14 protein-coding genes are annotated in these 16,305 nt (G+C 71.2%); 11 read left to right on the forward strand and 3 right to left on the reverse strand.

Annotated features, from left to right (window positions below):
- Nucleotides 1-358: 358 nt before the first annotated feature.
- The gene (locus ABT147_RS41230) at nucleotides 359-490 is read left to right on the forward strand and encodes a hypothetical protein (RefSeq protein ID WP_005479955.1); all 132 of its coding nucleotides are present in this window, start codon (nucleotides 359-361) and stop codon (nucleotides 488-490) included.
- A gap of 87 nt (nucleotides 491-577) precedes the next feature.
- On the opposite strand, the gene ABT147_RS41235 is transcribed toward ABT147_RS41230, so the two are convergent.
- On the reverse strand, nucleotides 578-2,161 hold the full coding sequence (locus tag ABT147_RS41235; protein WP_351416347.1) for a purple acid phosphatase family protein: 1,584 nt from the start codon (nucleotides 2,159-2,161) through the stop codon (nucleotides 578-580).
- A 176-nt stretch (nucleotides 2,162-2,337) separates the two neighbouring features.
- Between ABT147_RS41235 and ABT147_RS41240 the strand changes: the two genes are divergently transcribed.
- The 7 genes from ABT147_RS41240 to ABT147_RS41270 all read left to right on the forward strand — a co-directional run bounded on the left by ABT147_RS41240 (nucleotide 2,338) and on the right by ABT147_RS41270 (nucleotide 10,202).
- A complete protein-coding gene (locus tag ABT147_RS41240; protein ID WP_351416349.1) occupies nucleotides 2,338-3,381 on the forward strand; it encodes a 3-isopropylmalate dehydrogenase in 1,044 nt (347 codons plus the stop codon).
- 249 nt (nucleotides 3,382-3,630) lie between these two features.
- Entirely contained in the window at nucleotides 3,631-4,716 is a 1,086-nt protein-coding gene (locus tag ABT147_RS41245; RefSeq protein ID WP_351416351.1) for a branched-chain amino acid aminotransferase, read from the forward strand.
- A 244-nt stretch (nucleotides 4,717-4,960) separates the two neighbouring features.
- The gene (locus ABT147_RS41250; RefSeq protein WP_351416354.1) at nucleotides 4,961-5,170 is read left to right on the forward strand and encodes a hypothetical protein; all 210 of its coding nucleotides are present in this window, start codon (nucleotides 4,961-4,963) and stop codon (nucleotides 5,168-5,170) included.
- Between the two features lie 53 nt (nucleotides 5,171-5,223).
- Nucleotides 5,224-5,361, forward strand: coding sequence for a hypothetical protein (locus ABT147_RS41255; RefSeq protein WP_351416356.1), 138 nt, complete (start codon nucleotides 5,224-5,226; stop codon nucleotides 5,359-5,361).
- Between the two features lie 50 nt (nucleotides 5,362-5,411).
- The gene (locus tag ABT147_RS41260) at nucleotides 5,412-6,602 is read left to right on the forward strand and encodes a TolB family protein (RefSeq protein WP_351416358.1); all 1,191 of its coding nucleotides are present in this window, start codon (nucleotides 5,412-5,414) and stop codon (nucleotides 6,600-6,602) included.
- A 348-nt stretch (nucleotides 6,603-6,950) separates the two neighbouring features.
- Nucleotides 6,951-8,555 (forward strand): citramalate synthase, encoded by a 1,605-nt coding sequence (cimA, locus tag ABT147_RS41265; protein ID WP_351416360.1) that lies wholly within the window; start codon nucleotides 6,951-6,953, stop codon nucleotides 8,553-8,555.
- A 255-nt stretch (nucleotides 8,556-8,810) separates the two neighbouring features.
- Nucleotides 8,811-10,202 carry a hypothetical protein gene (locus ABT147_RS41270; protein WP_351416363.1) on the forward strand — a complete coding sequence of 464 codons (1,392 nt, stop codon included), beginning with the start codon at nucleotides 8,811-8,813 and terminating at the stop codon, nucleotides 10,200-10,202.
- Nucleotides 10,203-10,316: 114 nt separating this feature from the next.
- Here the strand turns inward: ABT147_RS41270 and ABT147_RS41275 are convergent, their stop codons facing one another.
- Nucleotides 10,317-11,099, reverse strand: coding sequence for a serine protease (locus ABT147_RS41275; protein WP_351416365.1), 783 nt, complete (start codon nucleotides 11,097-11,099; stop codon nucleotides 10,317-10,319).
- Nucleotides 11,100-11,374: 275 nt separating this feature from the next.
- Between ABT147_RS41275 and ABT147_RS41280 the strand changes: the two genes are divergently transcribed.
- Together ABT147_RS41280 and ABT147_RS41285 are read left to right on the forward strand one after the other, a co-directional pair.
- Complete coding sequence (locus ABT147_RS41280; protein WP_351416367.1) at nucleotides 11,375-12,259, forward strand: aminoglycoside phosphotransferase family protein; 885 nt, start codon at nucleotides 11,375-11,377, stop codon at nucleotides 12,257-12,259.
- Nucleotides 12,260-12,411: 152 nt separating this feature from the next.
- Nucleotides 12,412-13,026 carry a YdeI/OmpD-associated family protein gene (locus ABT147_RS41285; RefSeq protein WP_351416369.1) on the forward strand — a complete coding sequence of 205 codons (615 nt, stop codon included), beginning with the start codon at nucleotides 12,412-12,414 and terminating at the stop codon, nucleotides 13,024-13,026.
- Between the two features lie 157 nt (nucleotides 13,027-13,183).
- On the opposite strand, the gene ABT147_RS41290 is transcribed toward ABT147_RS41285, so the two are convergent.
- Nucleotides 13,184-13,795 carry a YceI family protein gene (locus ABT147_RS41290; protein WP_351416371.1) on the reverse strand — a complete coding sequence of 204 codons (612 nt, stop codon included), beginning with the start codon at nucleotides 13,793-13,795 and terminating at the stop codon, nucleotides 13,184-13,186.
- Between the two features lie 147 nt (nucleotides 13,796-13,942).
- Here ABT147_RS41290 and ABT147_RS41295 point away from each other — a divergent pair, with 147 nt between their 5' ends.
- Complete coding sequence (locus ABT147_RS41295) at nucleotides 13,943-16,291, forward strand: polysaccharide lyase 8 family protein (protein WP_351416374.1); 2,349 nt, start codon at nucleotides 13,943-13,945, stop codon at nucleotides 16,289-16,291.
- Nucleotides 16,292-16,305 lie beyond the last annotated feature (14 nt).

The raw sequence follows: 16,305 nt of genomic DNA on the forward strand, positions 1-16,305 counted from the left end.
GGTCGCGCAGTTCCCCGCGCCCCTGAAAAGCCGGGGCTGCGCCCCGTGCTTTCAGGCCCGCAGGGCCTGAATCTTTAGGGGCGCGGGGAACTGCGCGACCAGCCACGACGTGCCCGCACCCGCCGTGTGACCCAGCCCGCCGTCTCAGATAGTAGGAAGTCCGACTAACTGTAGAGACAGACGCGCCGCGCTCACTTAGCTTTGTAGGAGCCGAACGTCTCGCTCGATCCAGCGAATGGCGGTCGTGAGCCGGAGCCCGAGGCAGGCAACCCCTGCGGCCCCGCTCCCCGCCCCACCCGGCGTCTCGTACCCCTCCCGTTTCCGTACTCCCGGATTGCCTCGAAGGAGTCGATTCCCCATGGCCGAGACGACCGTCCGCCGCCGAGTCCGTCACGTTTCCCGGACGACCGAGTCCGACCGCAAGAACGCCGCCGCCGCCCTCCAGCGCGCCCTCGACCGCAGGGACAACGGCGGTTCCACCGGGCACTGAGCGCCCCCACCAGCCGGGAGCCGCACGTTCGAGGTTCGGCGCGGCCGTAGGTGGACGCCTACGGCCGCGCCGTACCCCGGAGTGGACTCACGCGCCGCGCCGCACCTCGAAGTGGTCGATGCGCTCGCCGTCCTGCGCCAGTGCCGACACCTTCAGGGCCGGTCGCGCGCCGCTCTCCGCCTCCACCGAGAGCAGCGAGAAGCCCCGGTAGCGCACCCGTGACCACTCCACCGTCTCCGTCTTCGACCTGCGCGACTTGGTCCACTCGAAGGTCTCCACGGCGTCGTGGCGGGTGACGTGCCCCTCGTAGCTCTCCTTCACGCCGGACGGGAAGCCGTACAGATCGCGCCCGCCGCCGCCCGCCGTGACGTACACGATCCCGTCCCGGGTCGGGTCGGTCGACGCGCCGATGGGGACCGCCCTGCCGACCTTGCCGTTCTTGACGGCGTCGGTCCGCTCGTAGACGTGGTTGTGGCCGTTGATCACCAGGTCCACCTCGTGCTTCGTGAACAGCGGCAGCCACGCGTCGCGGATACCGCCGTCGGAGGCGTGCGCGGACGTCGAGTAGGCGCAGTGGTGGAAGAAGACGACGATGAAGTCGACGCCCTTCGCCGCCCGCAGTTCACCCAGCTTCTTGTCCAGCCACTTGGTCTGCCGGCCCCCGGAGTAGCCGAAGTTGGCGGGGATCTCGTACGACACGTCGTTCGCGTCCAGCGCGACGAAGCCGACGTTGCCGTAGGTGAACGCGTACACGCCCGGGGACGAGCGAGGGTCGAAGCCGTTGTCCGGGAGGGACCAGCGGGCGACCTGGCCGCCGTAGCCGTCCGGCGAGTACCAGGCCTCCATGTCGTGGTTGCCGGTCGTCACCATCCACGGCACGGATCTGGCCACCGACTCGTTCTGCTTGAGGAACAGGTCCCAGAACGCGGGGTCGTAGCCGTCCGACTCCACCCCCTTGCCGTTGCCGTTGGCGTAGCAGATGTCGCCGGCGTGGAGATGGAAGGCGGGCTTCTGGCGGACGATCAGATTGTCGTTGGCGGCCGCAGCCTTGCCGACGCCCTGGTCGCCGAACGCGGTGAACACGAACTTCTCGGGGGCGGCGGGCGCCGTGCGGAACGTGCCGATCGTCGAGCGGTGGGCCGGGGAGGCGGGGTCGAAGCCCTCGTGGCCGACGCCGTAGTAGTACGTCGTGCCGGGGCGCAGCCCGTCCAGGGCCGCGTGCAGGTAGTACTGCTCCAGCTCCAGACGTACGCCCTCGACACCCGGGGTGTGCAGGTCGCGGACCTCGGCGTCGATCCTGCGGCTCAGCTCCTCGGGCTTCAGGCCCACGCGCAGATACGGCTTCTTCACCGCGAGCGGCACCTGCCAGGAGACCCGCATCTGCGTCTTCGGGTCGGCGCCGAAGGCGAGATGGCGGCCGAAGGGGGTGACGGAGGAACCGGGGAGCTTGGAGGTGGCGGGCGACGGGGACGAGGACGACGAGGCCGTCGAGCGCGGCGAGGCCGACGATCCGGAGCCGCCGCAGCCGGTCAGCAGCCCGCCCGCCGCGAGCGAGCCCGCCGTCACCAGCGTGCGGCGCCGCGTCAGCTTCGTACGCAGGTACTCGTGCTGCTCGGCCATGCTCATCCGGCGCGCGAGCTGCGGCGGGATGCCGAAGTCGGGTATATCCATGTCGACGAAGTTCCCAGCGAATCCCAACACCCGCCCCCCGTACGGGTGAACGCGTGGTGACGTGTGGGCACCGTCACCTCTCCGCCACCCCTTCGCCAGCCCTCCGCAGAGTCCTCCCCGCGTCCGTATCGCGGACACCCCATGTCATCCCCTGGGACAAGGAGTACGGTGCCGTCATGTCTCGCAGCCTCAATCTCGCAGTGATCCCCGGTGACGGCATCGGTCAGGAAGTCGTGGCCCAGGGGCTCAAGCTCCTCTCCGCCGTCCTTCCGCAGGATGTGAAGCTGGAGACCAAGGAGTACGACTTCGGCGCCAAGCGTTACCACGCCACCGGTGAGACCCTCACCGACGCCGACCTCGACGCGCTGAAGAAGCACGACGCGATCCTGCTGGGCGCGATCGGCGACCCCAGCGTCCCCTCCGGGGTCCTGGAGCGCGGCTTCCTGCTCAAGCTCCGCTTCGCCTTCGACCACCATGTGAACCTGCGTCCGTCGAAGCTGCTCCCGGGTGTCGCCACCCCGCTCGCCGGCCAGCCCGAGATCGACTTCGTCGTGGTCCGCGAGGGCACCGAGGGCCCCTACACGGGCAACGGCGGCACGATCCGCAAGGGCACCGAGCACGAGGTCGCCACCGAGGTCTCCGTGAACACGGCCTTCGGTGTCGAGCGCGTGGTCCGCGACGCGTTCGCCCGCGCCCAGGCCCGCCCGCGCAAGAAGCTCACCCTCGTCCACAAGAACAACGTGCTGACCTTCGCCGGTCACCTGTGGACGAACATCTTCAACAAGGTGGCCGAGGAGTTCCCCGAGGTCACCACCGACTACATCCACGTCGACGCGGCCACGATCTACCTGGTCACCGACCCGGCCCGGTTCGACGTGATCGTCACCGACAACCTCTTCGGCGACATCATCACCGACCTCGCCGCGGCCGTCTCCGGCGGCATCGGCGTCGCGGCCTCCGGCAACATCAACCCGTCCGGAGAGTTCCCGTCCATGTTCGAGCCCGTGCACGGCTCGGCCCCGGACATCGCCGGCCAGGGCAAGGCCGACCCCTCCGCCACGGTCCTGTCCGTCGCCCTGCTCCTGCGCCACCTCGGCTACGAGGCCGAGGCCGCGCGCATCGAGGACGCCGTCTCCGCCGACCTCGCGGAGCGCGTCGGCAAGCCCGCACGCTCGACGGACGAGATCGGCGACGCCCTCGCCGTACGAGTAGCCGGCTGACCCCGCCGCCACTCGAAACACTTCGAAGCCGCCGGGTCGCACCAGCACTCGGCGGCTTCCGCATGTTCCCGCCGGGTGTCACCATCATCCCTGGGCAGCGTTCACGCCGTTTTCTTCCGCCCGCCCCGCTTGCGATAATCGAACGCGGAGCCGCCGAATGAGGCAATGCTCGGACGTCCTAGCACTCGCCACTGGCAGTACGGATGTGAGCGCGGCCCGTCACACACAACCGGTGAAGGACAACCACTCATGACGCCCACGATCGAGCTCAAGCCCTCCGCCAGCCCGCTCTCCGACGCCGAGCGCGACGCGGTCCTGGCAAACCCCGGCTTCGGCCGCCACTTCACCGACCACATGGTCGTCATCAAGTGGACCGAGGGCCGTGGCTGGCACGACGGCCAGCTCGTTCCGTACGCGCCGCTCTCCCTCGACCCCGCCACCATGGTCCTGCACTACGCGCAGGAGATCTTCGAGGGCCTGAAGGCCTACCGGCAGCCCGACGGGTCCGTCGCCACCTTCCGCCCGGAGAAGAACGCGGCCCGCTTCCAGGCCTCCGCCCGCCGGCTCGGCATGCCGGAGCTGCCGGTCGAGACGTTCATCGAGGCCTGTGACGCGCTGGTCCGGCAGGACCAGGCCTGGGTCCCGGCCCACGGCGGCGAGGAATCCCTCTACCTGCGCCCCTTCATGATCGCCACCGAGGTCGGGCTGGGCGTCAAGCCGGCCAACGAGTACCTCTTCCTGGTGATCGCCTCCCCGGCCGGCGCCTACTTCCCCGGGGGAGTGAAGCCCGTCTCCATCTGGGTCTCCGAGGACCACGTCCGCGCCGTCCCCGGCGGCATGGGCGACGCCAAGACCGGCGGCAACTACGCGGCCTCCCTGCTCGCCCAGGCCGAGGCCGCCGCCGAGGGCTGCGCCCAGGTCTGCTACCTCGACGCGGTCGAGCGCAAGTGGGTCGAGGAGCTGGGCGGCATGAACCTGTACTTCGTGTACGGCGACCGCATCGTCACCCCCTCCCTCACCGGCTCCATCCTGGAGGGCGTCACCCGTGACTCCCTGCTGACGGTCGCCGCCGACCTCGGCTACACGGCCGAGGAGGGCCGGATCTCCATCGACCAGTGGCAGGCCGACTCCGAGAGCGGCGCCCTCACCGAGGTCTTCGCCTGCGGTACGGCCGCCGTCATCACCCCCGTCGGCACGGTCAAGCGCACCGGCGCCGCCTGGCAGCAGTCCGCCGGCGAGCCCGGCCCCGTCACCCTCAAGCTCCGCGAGGCGCTGCTGAACATCCAGCGCGGCACGGTCGAGGACAAGCACGGCTGGATGCACGAGCTGGGCTGACCCCGGCCGCTCACCCGTAGGAGCCGCGCGGCCGACCCGAGGCCCGGGTCGACCGCGCGGCCGTGTGCCCCGCTCGACGGTTTCTCGCTCCTCGCGCGATCAGCGCCGACGGCCGGCACGTCGCCTACACGATCGGCAACCGCCGCGGGGACCAGTTCGCCCGTGTGCTGTACGTCCGCGACCTGCCACGGGCCCGCTGGGCCGGGTCTACCTCAGGGACCGGCGGACGGGCACGACCCAGCGGGTGGACCCCGACCCGGCCGCAGGCTCCACCCTCGCCCAGCTCTCCGACGACGGCCGCCGGGTCCCCCTCACGACGACACCGGCCACCTCGTCCGGCCCGGGCACACCCCGGCCGTACGTCCACGACCGGCGCACCGGGCGCACCGAACCGGTGGGGCCCGAGGGCAGTACGGCGGTCGCCGGGGACGCCACCGGACGCCACGTCTGCTGAGCCGGGACGGCGCACTGACGCTCCTCGATCTGCGCACCGGCGCGCACCGGCCCGTGACCACGGCCGGTACCGCGCTCCCGGGCGCGGTCGCCCGTCACGGCCGCGCCGTCGTCTTCACCTCCACGGCTGACGACCTGGTCGCGGACGACACCAACGGGGTCGCGGACGTGTTCCTCCGGCGGGGCCGCTGAACGGGCCGACCACACACCACAGTTCATCGGATGCACAGGGGGAACAGATCTTGTACGCCGGCACACGCACCACGCTCGCCGCAGCGCTCGTCGCGGCCACGGTGGCTCTGACCGGGCTCTCGGCGAGCGCCGCACCCACCGCTCCACGCACCGAACCGATCAGCGTCACACCCGGCGGGAAGGCGGGCAACGGCGACTCCGGGCACGTGGTGCTCAGCCGCGACGGCCGCTTCGTGGCCTTCTCCTCGACCGCCACGGACCTCGTACCCGGCAAGCCCGGCGGTGTCTTCGTCCGTGACCTGCGCACCGGGAAGCTGGAACGCGTGGCGGCCGGCCTCGCCCCGTCGATCAGCGCCGACGGCCGCTACGTCGCCGTCGGCAGCACCTTCAAGCTCCACGACCGGCGCACCGGCCGCACCGAACGCCTCGACACCGGCCTGCCGAAGGGCTTCACGCCTTCCGGCGAGATCTCCCTGAGCGCCGACGCCCGCCACGCCGTCTTCGTCGCGTCCAGCGAGGAGGAGGGCTACGTCGTCTTCCTGCGCGACCGCGCCAAGGGCACCACCGAACGGATCAGCCACCCGAAGCCGACCTGGGAGACCCGCAACGCCTTCGCCCCGACCGTCAGCGACGACGGCAACCGGATCGTCTACCAGTACACGTACGCCAATGGGCCGCGCGGCGACGACTGGGGGGACATCTGGATGCTGGACCGCGCCAAGGGCAAGCGCACCCAGATCGACCGCTCCCACGACGGCTCCACCACGGAGCGGGAGTCCCTGGAACCGTCGATCAGCGGCGACGGACGCACGGTCGTCTTCGAGTCCCGGGACACCCGTCTGATCCCGGACGACAACGACGGCAGCTGGAACGTGTTCGTGCACACCGTCGCCACCGGCAAGAACCGGCGGCTGCACGCCACCCACGGAGGACCGCACACCGCCTACACCCGCAACCCGGCGGTCAGCGCCGACGGCCGCTTCGTCACCTTCACCTCACGGGTGGAGGAGGCGGGCAGCCAGGACGGCTCGGAGTACCCGGTACACCTGCGGGACCTGAAGACGGGCACCACGACCCTGCTCACCCCGGACACCACCGGCGGCACGGCCACGGCGTACGTCGAGCCGGGCATGATCGCGGACGGCGGCGTCCGGATCGCCTTCGAGTCCCCGGACCCGGCCCTGATCCCGGCCGGTGACACCAACGACGCCCGGGACGTCTTCGTACGCCACACCCGGTGACCGTGGGGTGATCGGCCCGCACGGCGACCGTGGGGTGATCAGCGCGCTGTTCGCATCCTGAGACGGACGGTGAGCACGGGGACGGTCTGTGCCAGACTGCCCCCGTGCTCTCGTTCGCCATGATTATTGGCAGCAGGCGCGCCGGTCCGCAGTGACCGCCACGTACGACCAGGTACGGGCGGCCATCGTCGTCTTCGACCCGCGCGCAGACCTCTCGCACCCGCGAGGGGTTTTTCGCTTTTCTGGCCCACCCGCAGCCGGAGAAGGAGCGCGAGGGATCATTGGAGGACGGTGGAGCCGGTCATTCCGGTACAGACCGAGATCGACATCCTCAGGAGCCTTGAGATCATGACGGAAACCAGCGAACTCGACGACTCGTTCCACGTCTTCGACACCACCCTGCGCGACGGCGCCCAGCGCGAGGGCATCAACCTCACGGTCGCGGACAAGCTGGCCATCGCTCGGCACCTGGACGACTTCGGCGTCGGCTTCATCGAGGGCGGCTGGCCCGGCGCGAACCCGAGGGACACCGAGTTCTTCGCCCGCGCGCACAAGGAGATCGACTTCAAGCACGCGCAGCTGGTCGCCTTCGGCGCCACCCGCCGCGCGGGCGGCAAGGCGAGCGAGGACCCGCAGGTCAAGGCCCTGCTCGACTCCGGCTCCCAGGTCATCACCCTGGTCGCGAAGTCCCACGACCGGCATGTGGAACTCGCCCTGCGCACCACCCTGGACGAGAACCTGGAGATGGTCCGCGACACCGTCTCCTACCTCCGCTCCCAGGGCCGCCGGGTCTTCGTCGACTGCGAGCACTTCTTCGACGGCTACCGCGCCAACCCCGAGTACGCCAAAGCCGTCGTACGCGCCGCCTCCGAGGCCGGCGCCGACGTGGTGATCCTCTGCGACACCAACGGCGGCATGCTCCCCGCCCAGGTGCAGGCCGTCGTGTCGACGGTGCTCGCCGACACTGGCGCCCGGCTCGGCATGCACGCCCAGGACGACACCGGCTGCGCGGTCGCCAACACCCTGGCCGCCGTCGACGCGGGCGCGACCCACGTCCAGTGCACCGCCAACGGCTACGGCGAGCGCGTCGGCAACTCCAACCTCTTTCCTGTCGTCGCCGCCCTGGAACTGAAGTACGGCAAGAAGGTCCTCCCCGAGGGCGCCCTGCGCGAGATGACCCGCATCTCCCACGCCATCGCCGAGGTCGTCAACCTCACCCCCTCCACCCACCAGCCGTACGTCGGTGTCTCCGCCTTCGCCCACAAGGCCGGCCTGCACGCCTCCGCGATCAAGGTCGACCCGGACCTGTACCAGCACATCGACCCCGAGCAGGTCGGCAACACCATGCGGATGCTGGTCTCCGACATGGCGGGCCGCGCCTCCATCGAGCTCAAGGGCAAGGAGCTGGGCGTCGACCTCGGCGGCGACCGCGAGCTGGTCGGCCGGGTCGTCGAGCGCGTCAAGGAGCGCGAGCTGCGGGGCTACACCTACGAGGCCGCCGACGCGAGCTTCGAGATCCTGCTGCGCGACGAGGTCGCGGGCAAGCCGCAGCGGTACTTCCGCACGGAGTCCTGGCGTGCCATCGTCGAGGACCGCCCCGACGGCAGCCACGCCAACGAGGCCACGGTCAAGCTGTGGTCCAAGAGCGAGCGCATCGTCGCCACGGCCGAGGGCAACGGCCCGGTCAACGCGCTCGACCGCGCCCTCCGCGTCGCCCTGGAGAAGATCTACCCCCAGCTCGCCAAGCTGGAGCTGGTCGACTACAAGGTTCGCATCCTGGAGGGCAAGCACGGCACCAACTCCACCACCCGGGTGCTCATCTCCACGACGGACGGCACGGGCGAGTGGTCCACGGTCGGCGTCGCCGACAACGTGATCGCCGCGTCCTGGCAGGCCCTGGAGGACGCCTACACGTACGGGCTGCTCCGCGCGGGCGTGGAACCGGCGGAGTGACCCACTGAGAGCGCGGGTGGTGGGGGGCGCGGGCCGCACAGTTCCCCGCGCCCCTGAAAAGCATGGGCTACGCCCCATGCTTTTCAGGCCCCCAGGGGCCTGATCTTTTAGGGGCGCGGGGAACTGCGCGAGAAGCCCCACCGGACCCGCACCCGACAGCGCACCCGACAGCGCACCCCACCCACCCGAGCCCCCTCTCCCGGCTCCCCTCACTCGAATCGTCCGTTTTGGCGCCGATCGAGGTAGCTTCGAAGTATGAAAGGCGTACAAGGTCGACGTCGTCTCCTCCTCCGCCTCCTGATCGCCCCGCTCGCCGCGATCGCCCTGGCGGCCTTGGCCGTGCTGTCGGCCGGCGCGCCCGGCGCCCACGCCGCCACCGACCTGACAACCGTGGCCGAGGCCCTGCGCGAGAGCCCCGTCTACGTCGACCCGGCCGCCTCCGACCAGCTCTCCTCGGCCGACGCGGAAGCCCTCGCCGACAAGATCGAGGACGCCGACGAGCCGATCTTCGTGGCGGTCCTCCCGGCCGACCAGCCCACCGCGAACCTCTTCCAGAACCTCCGCACGGAGACGGGCGTCACCGGCCTCTACGCCATCCGCCTCGGCGACCGCTTCGACGCCCGAGCCGACAGCAGCGTCCTGAGCCAACAGGCCGTGTCGAACCTGGTCTCGGCCGTCCAGGGCGCCGGAGACCCGAAGGCCCAGCTCAACGACTTCGTGGACGACGCCCTGCGCAGCAACCCCGGCGGCACGGCACCGTCGAGCTGGAGCGACGGCGGCGGCGACACGGGCGTGGACGCGGGCGCCCTGGCGGCGGCCGGCGCGGTGGTGGCGGCAGGCGGCGTGGGCGCGTACGCGCTGGTCCGCCGCAACCGTCGCCGGAAGGAGGAGGAACGCCGCGAGGCGCTGGCCAAGCTCGCGGTGGTGGTGGACGAGGACATCACGGCCTTCGGCGAGGAACTGGACCGGCTGGACTTCCACCCCGCCGAGGCGGGCGCCGACGACGTGATGCGCGCCGACTACGAACGGGCCCTGGACGCCTACGAGAAGGCCAAGTCCCTCATGGCGGCGGCCACCCGCCCCGAGGAGGTCCGCTCGGTCACCCAGACCCTGGAGGACGGCCGCTTCTCCCTCACCCAGCTCGCCGCCCGCAGACAGGGCCTCCCCCTCCCCGAACGCCGCGCCCCCTGCTTCTTCGACCCGCGCCACGGCCCCTCCGTCGCGGACGTCCTGTGGACCCCGGGCGTCGGCACCGAACGCGAGGTCCCGGTCTGCGCGGCGGACCGGGCACGGCTCGCGGACGGCCGGGACCCCATGATCCGCGAGGTGGACACGGTGTCCGGCGGGCGCCGCCCCTACTGGGACGCGGGCCCCGCCTACGGCCCCTGGGCGGGCGGCTACTACGGCGGCGCACTCCTCCCCGGCCTCCTCGTCGGCACCATGCTCGGCAGCATGATGGCCACCCCGTCGTACGCGGCCATGTACGGCTCCGGTTACGGCGACTTCGGCGCGGCTTCCGGCTACGGGGGCGGCGACGTCTCGGGCGGCGACTTCAACTCGGACGACTTCAGCGGCGGCTTCGGCGGCGGCGACTACGGCGGCGGAGGCGGCTTCGGGGGCGGCGGGGACTTCAGCGGCGGCTTCTGAACACGCGCCCCGCAACGGACATGGGCACAGGCACGGACATGGGCACGGGCACAGGCCCGGCGCTGAGCGGCGCCGGGCCCGTGGACGTCGTACGGGATGCTGCGGGGACCTCGCTCAGAGCGTGGCCGCCCCCGCGGCGATCTGGGACGCGAAGGTGGACACCTCGGTGTAGACACCGGGCGCGTTGGGCCGGGCGCAGCCTATGCCCCAGCTGACGATGCCGACCTGGACCCACTCATTGGCGTTGTCCCGACGGAACATCGGGCCGCCGGAGTCGCCCTGGCAGGTGTCGACACCACCCGCGGTGAGCCCGGCGCAGATCTCCTCGTTGGCGATGAGCCCGCTGTAGCCGCTGTACGAACGGCAGGTCGCGTCGCTCACGAACGGCACGGTCGCCTTGAGCAGGTACCGCTGCTGCGCGCCGCCCTCGGTGGCCGCGCCCCAGCCGGCGACCGTGAAGGTGCCGGTGTTGTACGCCGTGGTCGTGGCGATCTTCAGCGTCGGGAGGTTGATGGGCGAGGCCAGCTTGATGAGCGCCCAGTCCTTGCCGTCGCCGTTGTAGCCGGGGGCCCGGTACACCTTGGTCGAGCGGACCTGGACCCGGCCACTGGTGTTCTGGAGGTCCACGACGCCGGCCGTGGCCGTGATGCTGGTGTTGTTGCCGGTCGCGCCCACACAGTGTGCGGCCGTGAGCACGATCTGCTGCGTGTACAGCGCGCCGCCACAGCCCATCGACAACCGGACCATGAACGGGAACTCGCCCTGCGCGGCCCGCGTTCCGCCGACCACCGGTGCCGGCGCGGCCTCCGCCGCCGACACGGGCTGCAGACTGGCGATCGCGAGCGCCGCGGCACCGACAGCCGCACATCTCTTCAGGGCGGTGATGAGTCGCTTCAACGTGATGCCTTCCGTGGGGGGTTGACATGCGATGACTTGTGCAGCCGAACAACAGATATGACGCGTCCATGCCAATCGAAGTGCCAGGGGATCGCTCTACTGGCATGCCCAGGTCAATTTCTGTTGCAGGATTATGAGAACGCCGAAAGCCCCCACACAAGAGGCGCGAACCAGCCAGCCTCACTTCAGCCCCACTCGCCCGTCCCGCGAAGAGCCCGTGAAGAGCCCGCGAAAAGGGCGTGCGACGGCGCCGCGGCGTCGCGCACACTGACCCGGTGATCGACATCGACGCCGACCTCGTACGCGCCCTGATCGCGGCCCAGTTCCCCGACTGGAGCGATCTGCCCGTCAGACCCGTCGACCGGCAGGGCTGGGACAACCGCACCTTCCGGCTCGGTGACGCGCTGTCGGTCCGGCTGCCGAGCGCGGAGGGCTATGCGGCAGCCGTGGCGAAGGAGGACAGTTGTCTGCCCGAGCTGGCCGGGCAGGTGCCGCTGCCCGTGCCGGAGCCGGTCGCCGTCGGGGCGCCCGGGGCGGGCTACCCGTTCTCGTGGTCGGTGCGCCGGTGGCTTCCGGGGGAGACGGTCGAGGTCGCGACGGATGTCGACCGGACACGGCTGGCCCGCGATCTCGGCGACTTCCTGACCCGGCTGCGCGAGGCGCCGGTCGGACGGGGACCGGCCGCCGGGCGGCACTCGTACTTCCGCGGCTGCCACCCCAGTGTCTACGGCGACCAGGTCGAGCAGGCCCTGGACCGGCTGAGGGACGTCGTCGACGTCACCGCCTGCCGGGCCGTCTGGGCGGACGCGCTGACCTCCGCCTGGCCGTCGCCGCCGACATGGTTCCACGGCGACGTGGCCGTCGGGAACCTCCTCACCACGGACGGCGTCCTCTCCGCCGTCATCGACTTCGGCTCCTCCGGTGTCGGCGACCCCGCCTGCGACCTCGTCATGGCCTGGACCTACTTCACCGGCGAGGAACGGAAGGTCTTCCACGAAGCGGTCGGCCTCCCGGACGACACCTGGCGGCGGGCGCGCGGCTGGGCGCTGTGGAAGGCCCTGGCGACCACGGCCGGCCTGTCCGGCCCCGACCCGGACGGACAGCAGCGCAGGACCCTCGACCGGGTGCTGGAGGACCCGGTCGTCCCGGAGCCCCGCTGACCGCGCCCGAACTCCACCTTGTCCGGCGCCTGCAAGGCCTTGTCCCTGTCCCTGTCTCTTGGCCCCGACCCTGTCCTTGGTCCTGTTCTTCGTGCGGAGGGATCGCTCATAGCGGACAGGAACCGGCCTAATTCCTCCCTACCCTGCGAAGCATGACCCCTCCCGAAGACTCCGGCCCCCGCGCGTTCCCCGACGCCGACCACCTCGACGCCTGGCTGACCGCCCACCCCGCCCCGCCCGGCGGCGGCCTCTGGGTCAAGGTCGCCAAGAAGGGGAGCGGTGTCCGTTCCGTCGACGCCGGTGAGGTCAATGACGTGGCCCTCTGCCACGGCTGGATCACGGGCAGCAGGCGGCGCCTCGACGAGGCGTACTTCCTGCAGCGGATCACCCCGCGCCGACCGGGCAGCGACTGGTCGATGGTGAACGTACGCCGGGTGGGGGAGCTGAGCGCCGCCGGGCGTATGCGGGCCGGTGGCCTGGCGGAGGTGGCCGCAGCGCGGGCGGACGGGCGCTGGGCGGCGGCGTACGAGTCGCAGAAGAACGCGGCCGTTCCCGAGGAACTCACGGCCGCGCTGGAGGCGAACCCCCGTGCGAAGGCCGCCTTCGACGGGCTCGGCAGGACGGAGCGGTATCTCGCCATGCTCGGGGTGCTGCGGGCCCGTACCCCCCGGAGCCGGGCGGCTCAGGTGGCGGCGGCGGTCGCCAGGCTGGAAGAGGGCGTCCGCTCGTCCGAAACCGGCCCACCGTCCGATCACCTGAACCCATGAACCCATGAACCCATGAACACGCATGAACGCGTGAACCGGATCGCGTCCGGACACACCGAGAACGCCGAGCACCCGCCCTTCCGACCGGGGAAGTCGGAGGGCGGGTGTGCTCAGCGGGATCGGGGTGTCGGAACGGCTCGGTGCCGTCGCCGAGGGATCACGCGTTCCGGATCGCCGAGATGTCGAAGCTCAGCTTGATCTTGTCCGAGACCAGGACGCCGCCCGTCTCCAGCGCCGCGTTCCAGGTGAGGCCCCACTCGGAGCGCAGGATCTCCGCCTTGCCCTCGAAGCCGACGCGCTCGTTGCCGAAGGGGTCCTTGGCCGAGCCGTTGAACTCCAGGTCGATGGTGAGCGGCCTGGTCGTACCGAGGATGGAGAGGTCACCGGTGATCCGGTAGTCGTCGCCGCCGAGGGCCTCGGCCTTGGTGGAGCGGAAGGTCATCGTCGGGAACTCGTCCGTCCTGAAGAAGTCCGCGCTCTTGAGGTGGCCGTCACGGTCGGCGTTGCCGGTGTCGATGCTGTCCATCGTGACGTCGAGGGAGGCGGTGGACCGGGACGGGTCCGTGCCGTCCAGGTGCAGGCTGCCGGAGAAGTCGAGGAAGCCGCCCTTGACGTTGGTGACCATGGCGTGGCGTGCGACGAACCCGATGGTGGTGTGGGACGCGTCGATCGTGTAGTCACCGGTCAGCGCCGCCAGCTCGGGGTTCACCGCGGAGACGGTGGCGGTGGCGTTCTCGGTGGTCGTGCTGCTGCGGCCGAAGATGCCCATGACGTGCTCCTTGAGAGGTATTGTTCAACGTTCAACGAACTGAACACTGCCTACCGTAGACCTATTCCGTTCAAGTTTCAACCTTATCGTTACGGTGATCGTCGCGTCACGCACTGTTGATCCCGTGGCGGCGAGGTGATACACGGCATGGGCATGACCCCCACCCGCCGCACCGTCCTGCTCCTCGCCGCGACCCTGGCGGCCACGGCCACCACCCCCACCGCGTACCCCGCAGCCGCGGCGGCAGACGACGAGTACGACACCCTCCGCCGCCGCTGGCTGACCCTCGCACTCGGCACCGGCTACGACCCCGCCGCCGAGCCCTACGCCACCCGGCTGCGAGAGACCGGCGACCTCGCCCACGCGTTCCGCGCGGCCATGGCCCCCACCGCCGGCTCCCTCTGGCCGGGCCACCCCTTCGACCCGCCCGCCGGGATCACCCAGAGCTACAGCCGCCTGTGGGCCATGGCCCGGGCCTACGCGCAACCCGGCACCGGCTCGACCGGCGACACCGCCCTCCTCGCGGACATCCTGCGCGGCCTCGACCACCTCACCGCGACCGTCTACCACCCCTCCACCACCCGCTACGGCAACTGGTGGGAGTGGCAGATCGGCAGCCCCCGCCTCCTGCTGGACATCGTCGCCGCCCTGTACGACGAACTGACGCCCGCCAGAAGGGCCGACGCCTGCGCGGCCGTCGACCACTTCGTCCCCGACTCGGCGCTCCGCGAGTACACCGGCACCTCCACCGGCGCCAACCGCGTCGACCTCTGCCGCTCCGTGGCCCTGCGCGGCATCCTCGGCCGCGCGCCCGAGAAGATCGCCCTCGCCCGGGACGCCCTCTCGCCCGTCTTCCCGTACGTCACCCGGGGGGACGGGCTGTACGCCGACGGCTCGTTCGTGCAGCACACCTGGGTCGCCTACTCGGGAACGTACGGGCAGGTCATGCTCGACGGCCTGGGGCGGCTCTTCGCGCTGCTGGCCGGGTCGACCTGGGAGGTGACCGACCCGAACCGGCAGATCGTCCTCGACAGCGTCGAACGGGCGTACGCGCCACTCCTCCTTGACGGGCTGATGATGGACAGCGTCAACGGCCGTGCCATCAGCCGGGGTCACCTCAAGGGCGACGACCGGCACATCCTGCGGAGCGACCACTTCCACGGCCAGGGCGTCATCGCCGCGATCGCGCTGCTAGCGCTCGGCGCCACCGCCGCCGAGCGCGAGCGGTGGCACGGCCGGATCAAGGGGTGGATCGAACGCGACACGGTGACACCGATCCTCACGGCGAGACAGTTCGGCGTCGCGGACCTGGCCCGCCTGCACGCCGTCGCCGCCTCCCCGGTCGCCGCCGCGCCCGAACCCGTCGGCCACCGTCTCTTCCCGGCCATGGACCGGGCCGTCCACCGCCGCCCCGGCTTCACGGTGAACATCGCCATGGCCTCCGACCGCATCGCCCACTACGAGTGCGGCAACGGCGAGAACCCGCGCGGCTGGCACACCGGCGCCGGGATGACCCTGTGGTGGGCCGACGGGCACGGCGACCAGTACACGAACTGGTTCTGGCCCACCGTCGACTGGTACCGCCTCCCCGGCACGACCGTCTCCACCCGGCGCCTCGCCGACCGGGAGGGCGGCGAATGGGGCGCGCCGAAGCCGGACGTCCGCTGGGTCGGCGGCACCACGGACGGCGAGTTCGCGGCGATCGGCCAGCACCTCGAAGGGCTCGGCTCCACGCTCCAGGCCCGCAAGTCATGGTTCTGCGTCGCGGACGCCGTCGTCTGCCTGGGGGCGGGCATCAGCTGCGCGGACGGCGTGCCCGTGGAGACGGTGGTCGACAGCCGCAACCTGGGGGAGCCCGGCACCGGAGCACCGCGGCCCCTCGTACGGGGCAGGCGCTGGGCCCACCTGGAAGGCCACGGCGGCTGGGTCTTCCCGGCCGACCCTCCGGGCGACGCGCTGCGCACCCTCCGGGAGGACCGCACCGGCGCCTGGTCCGACATCAACACCACCAGCACGACCGAACGCCGCACCCGACGCCGGCAGACCCTCTGGCTGGACCACGGCACCGATCCGGTGAACGCCGATTACGCCTATCTCCTCATGCCCGGGGCGTCCCGCCACGCCGTGCGGGCCCGTGCCGCCGACCGGCGCTGGTTGTCGATCTACGCCAACGACAGCGCCTGCCAGGCCGTCCACATCCCCTCGCTCGGCCTCACGGCCGCCAACTTCTGGCAGGCCGGTACGGTGGGGCCGCTGACCGCCTCCGCCGGGGCGAGTGTGCTGGTACGCCGCCGGGGGAGGACCGCTACTCTCTGCGTGAGCGAACCGCCGCGTACGGGCGAGCCCGTGGAGATCGGGTGGCGTGGCCCGGTCCGCGCGGTGGCCCGGGCGGACGACTCCGTCGAGGTGCTGGAGGCAGGGGCCGGTCTGCTACGGATCCGGGTGGCCGCCGGGACGGCCTGCGCCACCCATGTGTGTGAGGTGATCCTCAGCTGAGCGTTTGTGTGACC

Origin of the sequence: Streptomyces sp. NPDC001868 (assembly GCF_040297125.1) — a bacterium.
GTDB lineage: Bacteria > Actinomycetota > Actinomycetes > Streptomycetales > Streptomycetaceae > Streptomyces.

Bases quoted from the DNA above. Each gene is read 5' to 3' on its own strand.
- ABT147_RS41230 (WP_005479955.1), top strand. From the start codon at position 359: ATGGCCGAGACGACCGTCCGCCGCCGAGTCCGTCACGTTTCCCGGACG.
- ABT147_RS41235 (WP_351416347.1), bottom strand. From the start codon at position 2,161: ATGGATATACCCGACTTCGGCATCCCGCCGCAGCTCGCGCGCCGGATG.
- ABT147_RS41240 (WP_351416349.1), top strand. From the start codon at position 2,338: ATGTCTCGCAGCCTCAATCTCGCAGTGATCCCCGGTGACGGCATCGGT.
- ABT147_RS41245 (WP_351416351.1), top strand. From the start codon at position 3,631: ATGACGCCCACGATCGAGCTCAAGCCCTCCGCCAGCCCGCTCTCCGAC.
- cimA (WP_351416360.1), top strand. From the start codon at position 6,951: ATGACGGAAACCAGCGAACTCGACGACTCGTTCCACGTCTTCGACACC.
- ABT147_RS41270 (WP_351416363.1), top strand. From the start codon at position 8,811: ATGAAAGGCGTACAAGGTCGACGTCGTCTCCTCCTCCGCCTCCTGATC.
- ABT147_RS41285 (WP_351416369.1), top strand. From the start codon at position 12,412: ATGACCCCTCCCGAAGACTCCGGCCCCCGCGCGTTCCCCGACGCCGAC.
- ABT147_RS41290 (WP_351416371.1), bottom strand. From the start codon at position 13,795: ATGGGCATCTTCGGCCGCAGCAGCACGACCACCGAGAACGCCACCGCC.
- ABT147_RS41295 (WP_351416374.1), top strand. From the start codon at position 13,943: ATGGGCATGACCCCCACCCGCCGCACCGTCCTGCTCCTCGCCGCGACC.